A 13,993-nucleotide genomic window follows, 5' to 3' on the forward strand; every position below is an offset into this window, starting at 1 on the left:
AATATCAGTATCAATATCAGTAACTTCGCCATGAGCGATGGCGGCGCTTGTAGCGCTTCCGCGGCGGCTGGCCGCTCTCCGTCACGTTGACGGTAATGACTTCCGAGTAGACTGCCGGATCGTGCGGCACGTGAGCGGCGTCGGCGAACAGCAGGCGCAGCTTGTGCTGGCCGACCGGCAGCGTGATCTTCGCCTCGGTCTGGCCGGCGCCGAAATGCAGATGGTTGAAGTCGTTCGGGGTCGGTATGTCGAGCGGCGGCAACTCGGTATCGACGAGTAAATGATGGTGGCCGGTGTTGGGCTTGTCGAAGCCCGCCGGTGCCACGCCCATGTTCAGCAGGCCGAAGCGGATAACCGGGTTACGAGAAATATAGGCGCCGTTCTTGGGATAGATGAAATAGACCTTGGCATCCTTCGGCGAGGGGTGACGTCCGCCTGAAGCAGGTGGTGCCGTCTGCTCCGCCGCGGGGGCGGTCTGCTCGGCTACCTTAACCTTGATCCGTTCGGATATCACCGGAGGCGAATGCGGAACGTGATTCTTGTCGGCGAACACGAGCTGCAGCGTGTGCTCGCCAGGTGTCAGCGAAATCTCGGCCTCGGTCTGTCCCGCGCCGAAATGCAGGTGCTGGAAGTCGTTGGGGGTTTCGACATTCAGCGGCGGCGTCGGCGCGTCAATGATCAAGTGATGGTGACCGCTATTGGCCCGGTCCGAACCTGCCGGCGCTACGCCCATGCCACGCAGGCCGAAATGCAGAGTGGTCTTGGGTGGCAGCGTGTCGCCGTCCTTCACTCCGATGAAATAGACGGCTGCCCCCGCCGGCGACGGCGTCGGTCCGCCGGCCTGAGCCTGTGCGGCGTGGCAATGCATCAAGCCGGCGATAAATGGAACCAGGACTGATGGCAGGAAGCGATGCGTCATCGCGCTCTTCCCAATGTCTGGACCGCAGCAGTCGCGGTAATCTGAAAAAAAATGCAAAAACCTAGTATTATCCCGTCAAGCAAAGCGAGCGGGTCGGGCAAACGATATTCCTTTGCCGCCCAATGTAAATCCGAAATTCCTCGGTCGGAACCGTCGCCTTGCCGGCTGAGGCTGGATGAAGCATGTTATGCCCATTTGCATGTGACATTTCATACTCTCGATCGTTCAGGCCTACTGGAGATCACAACATGAAATTGGCCATCTTGTCTGTGATCCTCCTCACAGCGCTAGTGGAATTGGCGAGTTCTGTGGCGATCGCCCAGAGAGGGCTGAGCAGCGGCCAGCCTGCCGACCGGCCGTCCGCGCCATCCAACACCAGGGTGGCTCAAAATAGTGCCCCTCCGGAACCAGGAGAACTATTTCGCGATTGCGACAATTGTCCTGAGCTTGTGGTGGTGCCGCCGGGGGATTTCGTGATGGGATCCAATGAGACGCCCTATGAGAAGCCCGAGCATCCGATCAGCATTCGCAAGCCCTTCGCCATCGGCCGCCGCGAGGTGACGTTTGCGGAGTGGGATCAATGCGCCGATGCTGGCGCTTGCAAAGTGCGTCCCGACGATCACGGCTGGGGACGCGGCGACCGCCCAGTGATCAATGTCAGCTGGGAGGACGCCAAGCTCTTTGTCGCCTGGCTGTCGCAGAAGACCGGACAAAAATACCGTCTTCCCAGCGAGGCGGAATGGGAATATGCCGCGCGCGCGGGGACCAGGACGCCTTTTTGGTGGGGACGAGAGGTAGGCGCGGGCAAGGCACAGTGCGAAACCTGCGGCAGTCCGACCAAGCAGCGGATAGTTCCCGCTGGCTCGTTCCGGCCAAACGGCTTCGGGCTCTACGACACATCAGGCAATGCGGCGGAATGGGTCGAGGATTGCTGGAACGACTCCTATCGCAATGCACCGAAGGACGGGTCGCCCTGGACGTCGGGCGATTGCCGCCTGCGGGTGCTGCGCGGGGGGAACTTCCTGAGCAAGGCCAGCGACGTCAGATCTCCGGCGAGGTTTCGCTACGACGTTGACGTGCGCTACTATGCCAACGGCTTTCGCGTCGCGCGCGAGTTGCAGTGAGCACGAAGGGTGCGGGAAGGATGCGCACGATCGTTGCGGTGATACTGATGTTTGCCGCTGCGCCGGCCGCTGTGGCGCAGTCCTACTCGTTCAGCGGGCAAATCGGCTATCTCCACGAATGGGAGATGACGGGAAATCTCGCGAAAACGGTAACGCGCCTAGGTGCGGACTATTCAGGGGCGATGACGCTGCGACACGTCGGCCTGTGCAGCGTCAATGGCGTCGAGCAAAAGCAGGCGCGTATGCAGCTGAAGGTTTCGTCCGCACGCCTGGAAGGCACGTTGGTCATGGACGGCGATCAATGCCGCATCGTCGCATCTGGCTCATCTGGATCGGGACTGCTGACCTGCCGCCACGGACAGGACGTTCCGATCAATCTCCTGATCGGCCCGGCGGTCGAGACCAAGGCGACTGATCGCGTCGGCAGCAATCCTTGAACAAATCGTCAGACACTTTTGTCTGTGAGCGAGACAGTTGTCGAATCGCGGCGTCGCCATAAGCAGCCACAACGCTTGTATCCTGGACCATTGCGTATCGCAGTCTTTTGGGCCTTGAGGGCGCCAAGAGCTTGCAATTTCATTTTTGCGAACGCTGGCGAGCCTCAGGTACCCTGTGAGCATGATCACAGACGACCTCTTCTGCAGCCTTGTATGGCCTCCGATATGCAGGGTCGACCTTGCTAACCAGGATGTTCAGAGGAGGCGTACATGGCTCAAGTCTACTTCCATGTCTCCAACGCTCGAGGAGTGTTGATGGATCGTTGCGGTACATCCGTCTCCGACCTGATCGAGGCGTGCGAGAAGGCCGCCAGCAGGGTGCGATCGGTCATCGCAGCAGCCAACCTTGAAGATTGGCGTGATTGGGTCTTGCATGCCATCGATGAGGCCGGCGATGAGATTTTCGTCTTGCCCTTCGCATTCGTGCTCGGCAAGCCGCACTGAGGACGTCATGCCGTCGAAGCTGCCGTCATTCATGCGTTTTCACCAGTGCTTGGATGCGATCGCGACGACATTCCTCCGGCGTGCCTTCGCTGGAGCGATAAGCGCGCAGCGGCATTTCCGTCGCAGCCCGCACGCCATCTTGAGAGCACCCACAGCTCCTAGCGCGACGCAAGGTCGTGCATCGAATGCGCTCGCAGGCGCGCCGTTCGCGCGACCGAACAGCATGGAAGCCGAGGCAACTGTAGCAATCTTGCCGCGCTCATAAGTATCTCGCGTGACGGCTGTAAGCGGTCCCCAGGCTCCAGCGTCGGGAAACTTGAATCACTGTTCGTCGATTTATCCCATCATGCAGACCCTAGGGGCATGGCCGTGGCGACGACGGCCCTGAGGATGCCAGCTGGCTCACAGCGTAATCCAACAGGTTATGACGTAGCCAAAGCTGACTGCCACTGTGGGGCGCCCGTGATTTCTGTCACAGATGGAAAAGCCAGCCTCGTGTATCAAACACGCATGTTGAAGCACTGGCTTGCTTCGAGCCAGATGTTGTTCACATGCAACCCCCAAGGAGGGAATTCATGAGTGAAGCGTATGAACTGGTTGATGCGGAACTCGACGCGGTGTGCGGAGGGCTCTTCGACTTCAGCAATTTGACAGGCAATATCGTGGTACAGCCAAACATTGCTACGCAGGTTGGTGTTGCCGTCGGCGGCTTCAGTGTCTTCGGTAACGGTGGTGCTGCTAACGTCGCACAGCTGCTCGCTCAGTCGAGTGTCAGCTCGATCGGCTAAGTCACCGATTCCCGCACACCCCCTTGGCTGCTCCTGGGCGTGTGCGGGTACTTATTTCAATCGAGAATTCTCATGAACACGGTCCCGTCGCGGGATTGGTAGGAATTGAGAGTGGCGTAGTCTCCGAGGTGATCAACCTCGAATCATCCGGCGTTGGAGCGCTCAATCGCATGATCGGCTCCTCGGCCAGCGAGCCGGCATTCCACGTGTCCCAGCTGCTCTTCACATTGCGCCACACCCGGCCCACCGTGTCCTTGCCGATGGCGCCAGCAACAGAGCGCTGAGGGCGCGGCGCTCCCGCCGCGTGTTGGTGCCGGCCAGGTAGCTGCTGGCGATCAGCGCGTCGGCGGCCAGCGTGCGGCGATGGTACTCCCGCAGCGCCTGCTTTCCATTCCGTCGTCCCGCCCTCCGGGGGTGTCAATTCGGGCACGCGGGACCGCAATCTTAATCGGCCCAAAGGTACCGGTCAGCAACCGCAGCCGGCTGCCGTGCCGATGACCCGCAATGCCAAGCGTTCCCTCAAAACCGGCGCGGACCCGCACGAGCCGCAGCGAGCACGCTGCGGATCAATTCTTCAATAAATTCCCGCGCTCGTTCCCGTACCGCAGTTTCGATCGGATCGAATCGATCGTCGAAAAGCTGGGGAGCCGCTTTCCCTCACACTGCGGGGATGGTATCTTCGTGATGTTGCTGGTCACGGCGTGGTCTTCGATCTGGCGCTCCAACGCCGGATGCTTCGAGGTTGATCACCTCGGAGACAACACCACCTTCAATTCCAACCAATCCCGCGACGTACGCCGCGGGGTACGAGCACAAAATGGTTCGTGGCGTGGCGCGCGAGAACGCATCGCCCCTTGATCTCACAGGCTCCGCGATCGAGAAGCCATGGATTGGTGTCGTCGAAACCCTTCCGATTGGCGGTGGCTGCCAACTCTTGCTCGCCGTGGATTATGTGCTTGCTCAGTCAAGCGCTTACCTGTCGCTGCCAGCGCCAGTAACCGCAGCCGTCGTGATTAAGCGGTTCAAAGCGTCCGGGGAAGCTGCGTTCCAGCCTAAGCTCCCCTGCGATCCTGTTTACCAACCACGCAGCGCCATGCTGCCAGGCGCTCGGCCGGATGCTGGTTCATCCACTCGGCGAGCTGCGGTGCGCCCGTCAGGCAGGACTGCATCGAGACGTCGGCGAAGTCCGAGGTGGTGACGACCTGCTCGTGGCAATTTGTCGGAGAAGAGAGACTGCAGAGCACGGCGATGATCGTGATCACGACAGGAGATCCCCGTCGCTGCGAAGGGCATTGGCGCCGCCGACCGTATGCCTTATCGGTGCCTTGTCATGCTGCTCCCTGACCGGATCAGCCGGCGGGAAGATGCTGTCATATATCGCGCGTGCTTCTCGAATTAAGCGGGCTCGGTCGCGCTCAGACTTTGGGGAAAATCGAACAATCTCGCCCATGTTCGCTCCGTATGGTGGGCTGTGAGGCTGCCCACCAGGTCATGTACACCACTCGGGTTCAGCGCTAGCAGCAGCCGATCGAGCGAGTGCTTTGGCTGCATCGACATGCGAAGCTTTCACAGCTCGCCGCTCGTAGTCGTCAGCAAGAGCCCTAAGCTGACCGGCAATCGCTCGGTCTGTCATGGTTTCGGCATGGCGGAGCAAAGTCCGTGCTGTCTCTAAATATGCATTGCCTCGTCGTGAGATCTGAATCGTCATGAAGCCCTCGCGCGGTTGTCTCGCAGCTGGTCCAGGGGATCCGGAGCAGCCTACCCAATTGCGGTTACTTTCCCTGCGAACTCTGAAGCGATCGACGCTTAGCTGGACGGTGTAGCCTTCGTGCGTGTCATTGGGAGCAAATTTCAATTCACTAAACGAGCCTGCTGATCGCGAACGCAGCAAGGAGAAACACTATGAAAATTGCAAACTCTGGCATGACGTCGCTCCTATCGTGATCTCCGAAGTACCGTATATGCCCGAGGCGATCTTGATCGTTCGGGATCTATTTAGAGAAACACTGCAGTTGGCAGCGGAATCGCTTTTGATGGACCCGGCCGGGCCATCCCCTGTGGGATGAGCATCTCTCGGCAGGTAGGCACGGGTACGCTCGTCGCGCATCAACACCGTGTCGAGACCCTCTTTCCGTAATTCATTGAGCGAGGGTGCTCGTGTCCATGAAAACTGTCGATTGAAATGAGTGCCCGCACACCTCGGGAGCAGCCAGGGGTGTGCGGGCTCCCGTAAGTTAGCCGATCGAGCTGGTGTTCGACTGGGCGAGCAGCTGCGCGACGTTAGCAGCACCACCGGCACCGAAAACGCTGGAGCCGCCCTGAGCCACACCAACCTGCGTGGCAGTGTTCGCCTGCGCGACGATGTTGTTGGACAGATTGGTAAAGTCGAAGATCCCGCCGCACACCGCGTCGAGTTCCGCATCGATCAGTTCATGCACTACTTTCATGAGTTCCCTCCTTGGGGGTTGCATGTGAACAACATCTGGCTCGAAGCAAGCCAGTGCTTCAACATGCGTGTTTGATACACGAGGCTGGCTTTTCCATCTGTGACAGAAATCACGGGCGCCCCACGGTGGTAGTCAGCTTCGGCTACGCCAAGGTGAACTCTTGGCCAGAATGATCTTTGTTTGTTGGATGTCGGCCTGGATCATGACGACAAAATTCGCGCACCCATGATGCCGCTCTGCAAATAATCGACACGTCTATTGTCCGCGTGCATCAGCAGGGTGCCTGCATCAACTGGAATAGAAGACAATCCATGCGACGGTCACGTGGCGGATTGATCAGCAAAATTCATGCTGCCTCTGTCGGAAACCTAATCCGGCTGGCACGTGATGTTGGATCGCGCAATGCTTCTGCCTTATGAGAGAAGCTTGCAGCCTGGTATGGTCGGTGCTGGTTTCATTGTTCCGGGCGCGGGCGTCGTCGGAAGCTGAGATCCTGATCCTTCTCCATCAACTGACATTCAGCGACGGCACCAGCCGGAGAGATAGCCTTCAGTGTCACGGATCGCCTGATCTTTGTTGGCCTGTATCGTTGGTACAAAATACCGTCAAGGCGTGGCGCTGCAAATTGCCGCACGGCTGCGGCCGACCGGCCGTACCGTTGGAAATTCGTCGGCTGATCCGCGAGATGAGCATCGCCAACCGTTGTGAGGAGCGCCAAGATCGATGGAGGGCTTCTCAGGCTCAGCATCGACATCGGCCGGATCAGGCCAAGTACATGGCGCGGAGGAGGGGCCCTTCCTCCAGGGATGGAAGACGTTCCTTCGGAACCATGGGGATGGCATTGTCGCAATGGACCTCTTCGTCGTGCCGACGATTTCGTTCCGGCTGCTCTATGGTTTGCTGATCATGGGTCATGGCGGCAATCCTGTGGTTTGGGATCACGGCGCACACGACGGCCGATTGGATTGTCAATCAGCTCACCGAAGCCTGTGGCTGGGAGCAAATCCATCGTTACTTAATCAGGGACCGAAATCGAGCCTATGGCGAGATCGTTGTCCGCCGGGGTTTGGTCTATCGGCGTTCGAGACCGCCTGACGGCTTCCTGCTCACCTTGGCAAAACGCGTACGCTAAACGGTTGATCGGCTCAATCCGGCGGGAATGAATCGATCATGTCGTAGTGTTTGGCGAACGCCATCAGCGCCACGTTCTGCCGTCTTACAAAGATGACTACAACGCCACGCGCACTCATTTGTCATTGAACAAGGGTGCCCGGCTCGTACCATCAATATAGCCGGATGTGATTTACGGTAGGCACAGGCGCCCGTGATTTCTGTCACAGATGGAAAAGCCAGCCTCGTGTACCAACACGCTCAGTGAGGCGCTGGCTTGCTTCGAGCCAGATGTTGTTCACACGCAAACCCAAAGGATGGAAATCATGAAAGTAGTGTATGAACTGATCGATGCGGAACTCGACGCGGTGTGCGGCGGGATCTTCGACTTTACCAATCTGTCCAACAACATCGTCGCACAGGCGAACACTGCCACGCAGGTTGGTGTGGCTCAGGGCGGCTCCAGCGTCTTCGGTGCCGGTGGTGCGGCTAACGTCGCGCAGCTGCTCGCCCAGTCGAACACCAGCTCGATCGGCTAACTTTCGAAAGCCCGCACACCCCTGGCTGCTCCCGGGGTGTGCAGGTACTCATTTCAATCGACAATTTTCACATGCAACCCCAAAGGATGGAATTCATGAAAGTAGTGCATGAACTGATCGATGCGGAACTCGACGCGGTGTGCGGCGGGATCTTCGACTTTACCAATCTGTCCAACAACATCGTTGCACAGGCGAACACTGCCACGCAGGTTGGTGTGGCTCAGGGCGGCTCCAGCGTTTTCGGTGCCGGTGGTGCGGCTAACGTCGCGCAGCTGCTCGCGCAGTCGAACACCAGCTCGATCGGCTAACTTTCGAAAGCCCGCACACCCCTGGCTGCTCCCGAGGTGTGCGGGTACTCATTTCAATCGACAATTTTCACATGCAACCCCAAAGGATGGAATTCATGAAAGTAGTGCATGAACTGATCGATGCGGAACTCGACGCGGTGTGCGGCGGGATCTTCGACTTTACCAATCTGTCCAACAACATCGTTGCACAGGCGAACACTGCCACGCAGGTTGGTGTGGCTCAGGGCGGCTCCAGCGTTTTCGGTGCCGGTGGTGCGGCTAACGTCGCGCAGCTGCTCGCGCAGTCGAACACCAGCTCGATCGGCTAACTTTCGAAAGCCCGCACACCCCTGGCTGCTCCCGGGGTGTGCGGGTACTCATTTCAATCGACAATTTTCATCGACACGAGCACCCTCGCTAAGGGAATTACGGGAAGAGGGTCTCGACACGGTGTCGATGCGCGACGAGCGTACCCGTGCCTACCTGCCGAGAGATGCTCACCCCACGGGGGATGGCCCGGCCGGGTCCATCAAAAGCGATCAGGAAACCCTGTAAATCCTGGAAGGTGAGAGATCCTCCGCCCCAGGTCCGCTCCACACAACCGCTGTGCTCTTCTGGAGGTCGCCCTGTGGTCTCCCAGACGACTTCGCTCACGTGGGCTCTTGCTAGTCCCTATTTCGGTTCGCAGGACTGTGAAGTGCACATGATGTTTCAGGATCGCTGTCCGCCGCCGTCAGGCTGGCGATGAGCCGGTTCAACCAACTGCCGCTCGGCAAAATCCGAAAACGGTCCCGGCTCGCTCATGAGCTCTGCGAAGCTTCCCGTTTGCACGATTTTGCCGCGCGAGAGCATGACAATACGATCTGCATTGCGGATGGTGCTGAGGCGATGCGCAATCACAATCCGCGTGATGCTCAGTCGTTCCAGCGAGGCGCCGACGATGCTTTGGGTTTGGTTGTCGAGCGCGCTGGTTGCCTCATCAAACAGAAGAATCCGTGGCGAACGCGCAAGAGCCCGGGCGATCAATAGTCGCTGCCGCTGACCGCCTGACAGCGTACTCACGCCTTCCGCGACCAGCGTATGCATGCCCATCGGCATCTGCGAGATGTCGGCATCCAGCGCCGCCAGTCGGGCGGCCTCCCACGCCTTCTCCAGCGACAAATCAACGCCGCCGCAGATGTTTTCGTAAAGGCTTCCGGTTGCGAGCTTGGTATCTTGCAGCACCACCCCAAGCTGACGGCGTACCGCGCTGATGTCGAGCGTGTTGAGCGCCTTGCCGTCGTAAAACACCGTGCCGGCTTCCGCCCGCTCAAAACCGAGCAGCAAACGAAAGAGCGACGATTTCCCGCTGCCTGAGGGACCGACGATCGCGACGTAGTCACCGGTCGCAATGCTTAGGCTGACGTCATCCAGGACCTTCGGCCCGCCTTGCGCATAGCGGAAGACCACGCCGGAAAGTTCGATCTCTCCGGATAGTTCTCCAGGCGATCGCCGTTCCCCGGAGATCTCGGCCGAGGTGGAAATCACGGGCTTCAAGCGGGTGAGGTGTGGAATCGCCACCAGCGATTCGCTGACGCTCGAGGCCCAAGTGCCGATCGCGGCCATGGTCTGTCCGAACGCTGCCAGAAAGCCGAGAAAAGCGCCGAGATCGAGCAGGACGCGACTGTTTGTGTAGGAGGCAAGCGCAAAGATGGTCAAACTCGCCAGCATCGGAAAGGCGCTGTCAAAGGTGGCCAGCGCGTTCGCCGCTTGCTGCGAGACGATAAAATAGCGTCTCTGCACGGCAAATTGTTGCGACCATCGCGCTAACGCGCGCGCCGTTGCGCCTGCCACGCGCAACTTGCTGACTCCCGTAATCAGTTGCAGCACAAAGCCGCTGACGTTGCCTTGCAGGTTGAAATGTCTGGTTTCATAGTAGAGTCGCAGGGCGCTCGTGGCAAGAATCACAGCCGCTCTGATCATCGTGAGCAGCAGTGCAATGGCGCCCAGACGGAGGTCATAGTAGAGCATCAGCCCAATGCTGAAGAGACAAAAGAACGAGGCCGTAAAGCCGCGCAGCACGCGTCCGGTGAAGATCCGGCGAGCGGCGTTGATGCCCATGGCGCGATCGACCAAATCGCCGCTTGTATATTCGCGAAACAGAGAGGTGGGTAGGCGGAGCAGTCGGTCGATCAGCGCGGCCTGAAGCTTATAGTCGAGCAGACCTTCGAGCCTTAGCGTGACCCGTCCTTGCATCATCTGCAGACTGGCCATCGACATAGCGGTGACCGTCAGCGCAAGCGCACAAACAACGAGCTGATCGATCTCGGTGCGTGGGATAATCGAACTGACCAGGACATTCGTCAGCAATGGCGGCATCAGCGACAGTAGCCCGATTGCCAGAACAGCCAACGCGATGCGCGCGATGCTACCTGAGACGCCTCGCATCGCGAAGGTAAGCAGATCGCGGTATCGAAGAGGGTGGGACGGCAACGCTGGATAGAAAGCGATGGCCTCCGGATTGAGCTCGCCGGCAACGGAGCGATCGACCAAGCGATGCCCTCCGCCTTTCGGATCGAACATCGTGTAGGTGTTCCCCCGATTGCGCACCAGAGCCACTGGACTGCGTTGGTCTCCAAGCCAACCGAGGAGCGGTCCAACATCGGTCTTCCACCAGACATCGCGCAGGACCACACGGCGGACCCGCAATTGGGCCGTGCGAGCGATGTCCAAAATCTCGCTGAAGGCCTGCCCTGCGGGCTGAGCTCGCTGTGAGAGCGTAATCGGTATTCCCAGTTCTTCTCCGACGATGCGACAACTGCAAAGCAGAGGGTCCGTCGGGTCCCACTCTGATTTCGCGCGATCGGGCTTTCTGACCACGACATCAGAGAGCCGCTCAAACGAGTCGAGTGTTTGCGATACAATGAGTTCGCCACGCCGGGCTAGCTGTTCCCGCTCTTGAATGGCGCCTTCTGCCAGGCTGCGCTCAAGTTGGGCTATAACTGCCAGCTGGAATCGATCAATCGCGGGCCAGAGGAGTAGGGCATCCGGCGGATCCGCGTCGAGACGCAATTTGCACCCGTGCTCGCCGGCTTCCACCCACACTCCAGCGGTCAAAGGGAGGGGAGGTTGGCCGGGAGCGAAGCTCGGGCCGAGGCTCATGAGCTTTACCGTTCCGGTTTCGAGGCGTGCCCATACGAGGTCCCGCATCGGACTGCGGCGGCGCTCGCCCGGCTGCAGTTCAATCGCTTCACCGCCCACCTGCTCGGAAATGGTCTCGCTTGCCGCCGAGCGGGCCATGAACGTCGCCAAGTGGGCAATCCAGCCAGACACATGTCCAAAGGACGCAGCACTTCGCGGCACCTCCAAAACCTCCGTCCCGGGGGCTCCGACGGCGATGATTTGCAACCGGCTGCCCGAGGTTTCGCAGGCATTGTGCAGGTCCAGAATGCCTTCGCCGGTTTCGAGACGGAACAAATGCTGGCGCGTGCCTGTCGGCTGAACTGCAAACAAATCGACATGACCCGCGGCCACTTGAAGAACGTGTTCGTGGTCGCTGAGAAGCATCGGGCGACGCGCATCGAGCGCAGTCCGGTGCAACAGGCCGATCGGCACCTCGCGCTGATGCCCAATGAAATTTTCGCTGGCAAATCGATCTGTCATCCGCGCGCCACCAGTTTGGCGTAGGAGGCCTGAAGCGCAAGAAGCTCTTCATGCGTGCCGCGTTCAACGATTCGACCGCGTTCGAGCATGATGATTTCGTCGCAATCGCGTATCGTGCTCAGGCGGTGCGCGATGATGATGCAGCTGCAGCCTCGGCGCCGCAGGTTGTCGTCGATGGATTTTTCGGTGATCGGATCAAGTGCAGCCGTCGCTTCATCCAGGACAAGGATCGAGGGATTGCAAACCAGAGCTCGGGCGATTTCGATGCGCTGACGCTGGCCGCCGCTGAAGTTCGTGCCGCCTTCATTGACGTAGCAGTCATAATTGCCCGGTCTGATCGCGAGGTCTTGATGAATCAGCGCGTCCTTGGCCGCTGTCAGCAGGTGGCGCTCATCGGTTGTTGAATCCCAGAGCGTTAAATTGTCTCGTGCGGTTCCCTCGAACATAAAGATGTCCTGGTCGACATAGGCGACGGAGTTCGCAAAAACGTCCGCAGGAACATCCGTCAACTTCCATCCATCAAAACGAATCTCGCCCGACCAGGGTCTGTACAGTCCGCAGATCAGTTTGCCGAGGGTTGACTTTCCGCTGCCCGACACACCGACGAGCGCGACTCGTGAACCGGCAGGGATCACCAGCGAAAGATCCGCCAAAAGCGGCGGCTCGAGCACCGAATAGCCGAAGCTGACGTTGTGAAGTTCGAGTCGGCCGGCAAGCTTGGGCGGGAACGCATCCACATGTGTCGGCGTTGGCGGCGCTAGCGGGTACCGGTAGACATCCTCGAGCCTTTCGAGCGATCCCTTCATGGTTTGCAGGCCGCCGAAATAGTTCACGAGACCGACGAAAGGCTCGGAGAAACTCATTGCCAAGGTTTGGAAGGCCACGAGGCCTCCCAATGTCAGCGAGCCCTGAATGACCCGCCAGCCTCCGAAACCAAGAATCGCGGCGATCGTGAGGCCCGTGAGCAGGGTCGGGACCATGTCCAATATGATGGCGGAGGCGCCGATCCTCTGTTCTGCGTTGAGGTTTTTGGCCTGAAGGCCAGCCCACCTGCCGAAGGCGTCGTCTTCCAACCCACTTGCCTTGACTGTTTCGATGGTCCGTACCATGCCCACGGTCGCCGCGAGCAGCTTTCCCTGTTCGAGCCCCAACTTATAGCTCAGTTCCTGGCGGCGTGGAGCGACAAGCCGCAGGATAAGAACATTGATCAAAGAGATTGTGACGCAAAGCGCGGTCAGGGCGACGTCGTAGACAGCCATAGCCGCGGCGAACAAGACCACCGACATCAGGCTGAGCGCATTGGCGGCAATGCCGCTTGAAAGCAGCTGGGCGATCTGTTCGTTGGCTGAAATGCGGTTCGAAATATCGCCGGCGTGGCGTTGGGTGAAGAATTCCAGCGGCAGCGTCATGACGCGCCACAGAAAGCGGCTGGTCATCACGACGGCGAGCTTGGTCTGCAGCCGCAACAGCAGCGATTGGCGCAGGATGGTCAGAAAGGCCCGGAAGGCCGCCGTCAGCGCCATGCCGATCAGGAGCGGCACAAGCCAGCCGCGCGTGTGCTGGATCAAAATGTCATCAACAAAGATTTTTGAGAAGCCCGCGGCAACAATGTTGGGTACGACCGCGGCGATGCTGACAACAACCAGCAGGGCCACCGCTTTCTTTGATTGGCGCAGCTCACGCATGAGCAGGCGTATGCCCTTCGGTTTGCTGCCAACCTTCTCGAACTTTTCGCCGCGTTCAAACACCAGGACAACGCCGGTGAAGGCGAGGTCGAGCTCGACCAGATCGATCCGCCGCCGCCCGCTCGCGGGGTCGTTTATGTAGGCGCGCTTTTTGTCAATTCCTTCCAGGACCACAAAATGGTTGAAGTTCCAGTGAATGATGCAAGGCATCGCCATTTCGGCAAGTGCCGGGGGTTCGACGCTGTAGCCCTTCGCCGTCAGCCCGTATCGGCGCGCCGCTCTGATGACGTTGCTCGCCTTGCTGCCGTCGCGCGATACGCCGCATGCGATACGAAGCTGCTCCAACGGAATCCACGCCCCGTAATAGGCGAGAATGATGCCAAGCGCTGCCGCACCGCATTCGACGGCTTCCATCTGCAGGATGATGGGTGTCCGTCGGATGCTTCGGCGCGGCAACCAGCTCGCCATGCGGTTGACGTAAGATTTGGGCCGCCCGCGCTTGCCGGTTAGC

General features: G+C 59.4%; 14 protein-coding genes and 2 pseudogenes. 9 read left to right on the top strand and 7 right to left on the bottom strand.

Annotation, left to right across the window (positions count from 1 at the left end; translation table 11 throughout):
- Positions 1-16 precede the first annotated feature (16 nt).
- Complete coding sequence (locus tag ACVWVY_RS24145) at positions 17-919, bottom strand: DUF4399 domain-containing protein (RefSeq protein WP_456628718.1); 903 nt, start codon at positions 917-919, stop codon at positions 17-19.
- Between the two features lie 380 nt (positions 920-1,299).
- Between ACVWVY_RS24145 and ACVWVY_RS24150 the strand changes: the two genes are divergently transcribed.
- The 4 genes from ACVWVY_RS24150 to ACVWVY_RS24165 all read left to right on the top strand — a co-directional run bounded on the left by ACVWVY_RS24150 (position 1,300) and on the right by ACVWVY_RS24165 (position 3,772).
- On the top strand, positions 1,300-2,043 hold the full coding sequence (locus ACVWVY_RS24150) for a formylglycine-generating enzyme family protein (protein WP_456632298.1): 744 nt from the start codon (positions 1,300-1,302) through the stop codon (positions 2,041-2,043).
- A gap of 20 nt (positions 2,044-2,063) precedes the next feature.
- A complete protein-coding gene (locus tag ACVWVY_RS24155) occupies positions 2,064-2,480 on the top strand; it encodes a hypothetical protein (RefSeq protein ID WP_456628719.1) in 417 nt (138 codons plus the stop codon).
- A 270-nt stretch (positions 2,481-2,750) separates the two neighbouring features.
- On the top strand, positions 2,751-2,984 hold the full coding sequence (locus ACVWVY_RS24160; RefSeq protein ID WP_456628720.1) for a DUF6894 family protein: 234 nt from the start codon (positions 2,751-2,753) through the stop codon (positions 2,982-2,984).
- Positions 2,985-3,559: 575 nt separating this feature from the next.
- Complete coding sequence (locus tag ACVWVY_RS24165; RefSeq protein WP_456628721.1) at positions 3,560-3,772, top strand: hypothetical protein; 213 nt, start codon at positions 3,560-3,562, stop codon at positions 3,770-3,772.
- Between the two features lie 163 nt (positions 3,773-3,935).
- Here the strand turns inward: ACVWVY_RS24165 and ACVWVY_RS24170 are convergent.
- From ACVWVY_RS24170 to ACVWVY_RS24185, 4 genes and pseudogenes are all read right to left on the bottom strand, one after another.
- A pseudogene (locus ACVWVY_RS24170) lies at positions 3,936-4,420 on the bottom strand (transposase); the annotation flags it as partial.
- Between the two features lie 404 nt (positions 4,421-4,824).
- Positions 4,825-5,034 carry a hypothetical protein gene (locus ACVWVY_RS24175; protein WP_456628722.1) on the bottom strand — a complete coding sequence of 70 codons (210 nt, stop codon included), beginning with the start codon at positions 5,032-5,034 and terminating at the stop codon, positions 4,825-4,827.
- The gene (locus tag ACVWVY_RS24180) at positions 5,031-5,222 is read right to left on the bottom strand and encodes a hypothetical protein (protein WP_456628723.1); all 192 of its coding nucleotides are present in this window, start codon (positions 5,220-5,222) and stop codon (positions 5,031-5,033) included. Before ACVWVY_RS24180 ends, ACVWVY_RS24175 begins: the two co-directional genes overlap by 4 nt.
- Positions 5,223-6,006: 784 nt before the next feature.
- Positions 6,007-6,219, bottom strand: a complete 213-nt coding sequence (locus ACVWVY_RS24185) for a hypothetical protein (RefSeq protein WP_456628724.1) — start codon at positions 6,217-6,219, stop codon at positions 6,007-6,009.
- A gap of 224 nt (positions 6,220-6,443) precedes the next feature.
- On the opposite strand from ACVWVY_RS24185, the pseudogene ACVWVY_RS24190 reads away from it, so the two are divergent.
- The 5 genes and pseudogenes from ACVWVY_RS24190 to ACVWVY_RS24210 all read left to right on the top strand — a co-directional run.
- Positions 6,444-6,614, top strand: a pseudogene (locus ACVWVY_RS24190) (IS5/IS1182 family transposase); the annotation flags it as partial.
- A gap of 454 nt (positions 6,615-7,068) precedes the next feature.
- Positions 7,069-7,314, top strand: a complete 246-nt coding sequence (locus ACVWVY_RS24195) for a hypothetical protein (protein ID WP_456628725.1) — start codon at positions 7,069-7,071, stop codon at positions 7,312-7,314.
- Positions 7,315-7,655: 341 nt separating this feature from the next.
- Complete coding sequence (locus tag ACVWVY_RS24200) at positions 7,656-7,868, top strand: hypothetical protein (RefSeq protein ID WP_456628726.1); 213 nt, start codon at positions 7,656-7,658, stop codon at positions 7,866-7,868.
- A gap of 95 nt (positions 7,869-7,963) precedes the next feature.
- On the top strand, positions 7,964-8,176 hold the full coding sequence (locus ACVWVY_RS24205; protein ID WP_456628724.1) for a hypothetical protein: 213 nt from the start codon (positions 7,964-7,966) through the stop codon (positions 8,174-8,176).
- A 95-nt stretch (positions 8,177-8,271) separates the two neighbouring features.
- Positions 8,272-8,484, top strand: coding sequence for a hypothetical protein (locus ACVWVY_RS24210; protein ID WP_456628724.1), 213 nt, complete (start codon positions 8,272-8,274; stop codon positions 8,482-8,484).
- A gap of 382 nt (positions 8,485-8,866) precedes the next feature.
- Here the strand turns inward: ACVWVY_RS24210 and ACVWVY_RS24215 are convergent, their stop codons facing one another.
- Positions 8,867-11,797, bottom strand: a complete 2,931-nt coding sequence (locus ACVWVY_RS24215; protein WP_456628727.1) for an NHLP bacteriocin export ABC transporter permease/ATPase subunit — start codon at positions 11,795-11,797, stop codon at positions 8,867-8,869.
- The gene (locus ACVWVY_RS24220) at positions 11,794-13,950 is read right to left on the bottom strand and encodes an NHLP family bacteriocin export ABC transporter peptidase/permease/ATPase subunit (RefSeq protein WP_456628728.1); all 2,157 of its coding nucleotides are present in this window, start codon (positions 13,948-13,950) and stop codon (positions 11,794-11,796) included. Before ACVWVY_RS24220 ends, ACVWVY_RS24215 begins: the two co-directional genes overlap by 4 nt.
- Positions 13,951-13,993 lie beyond the last annotated feature (43 nt).

The organism is Bradyrhizobium sp. URHC0002 (assembly GCF_054059515.1).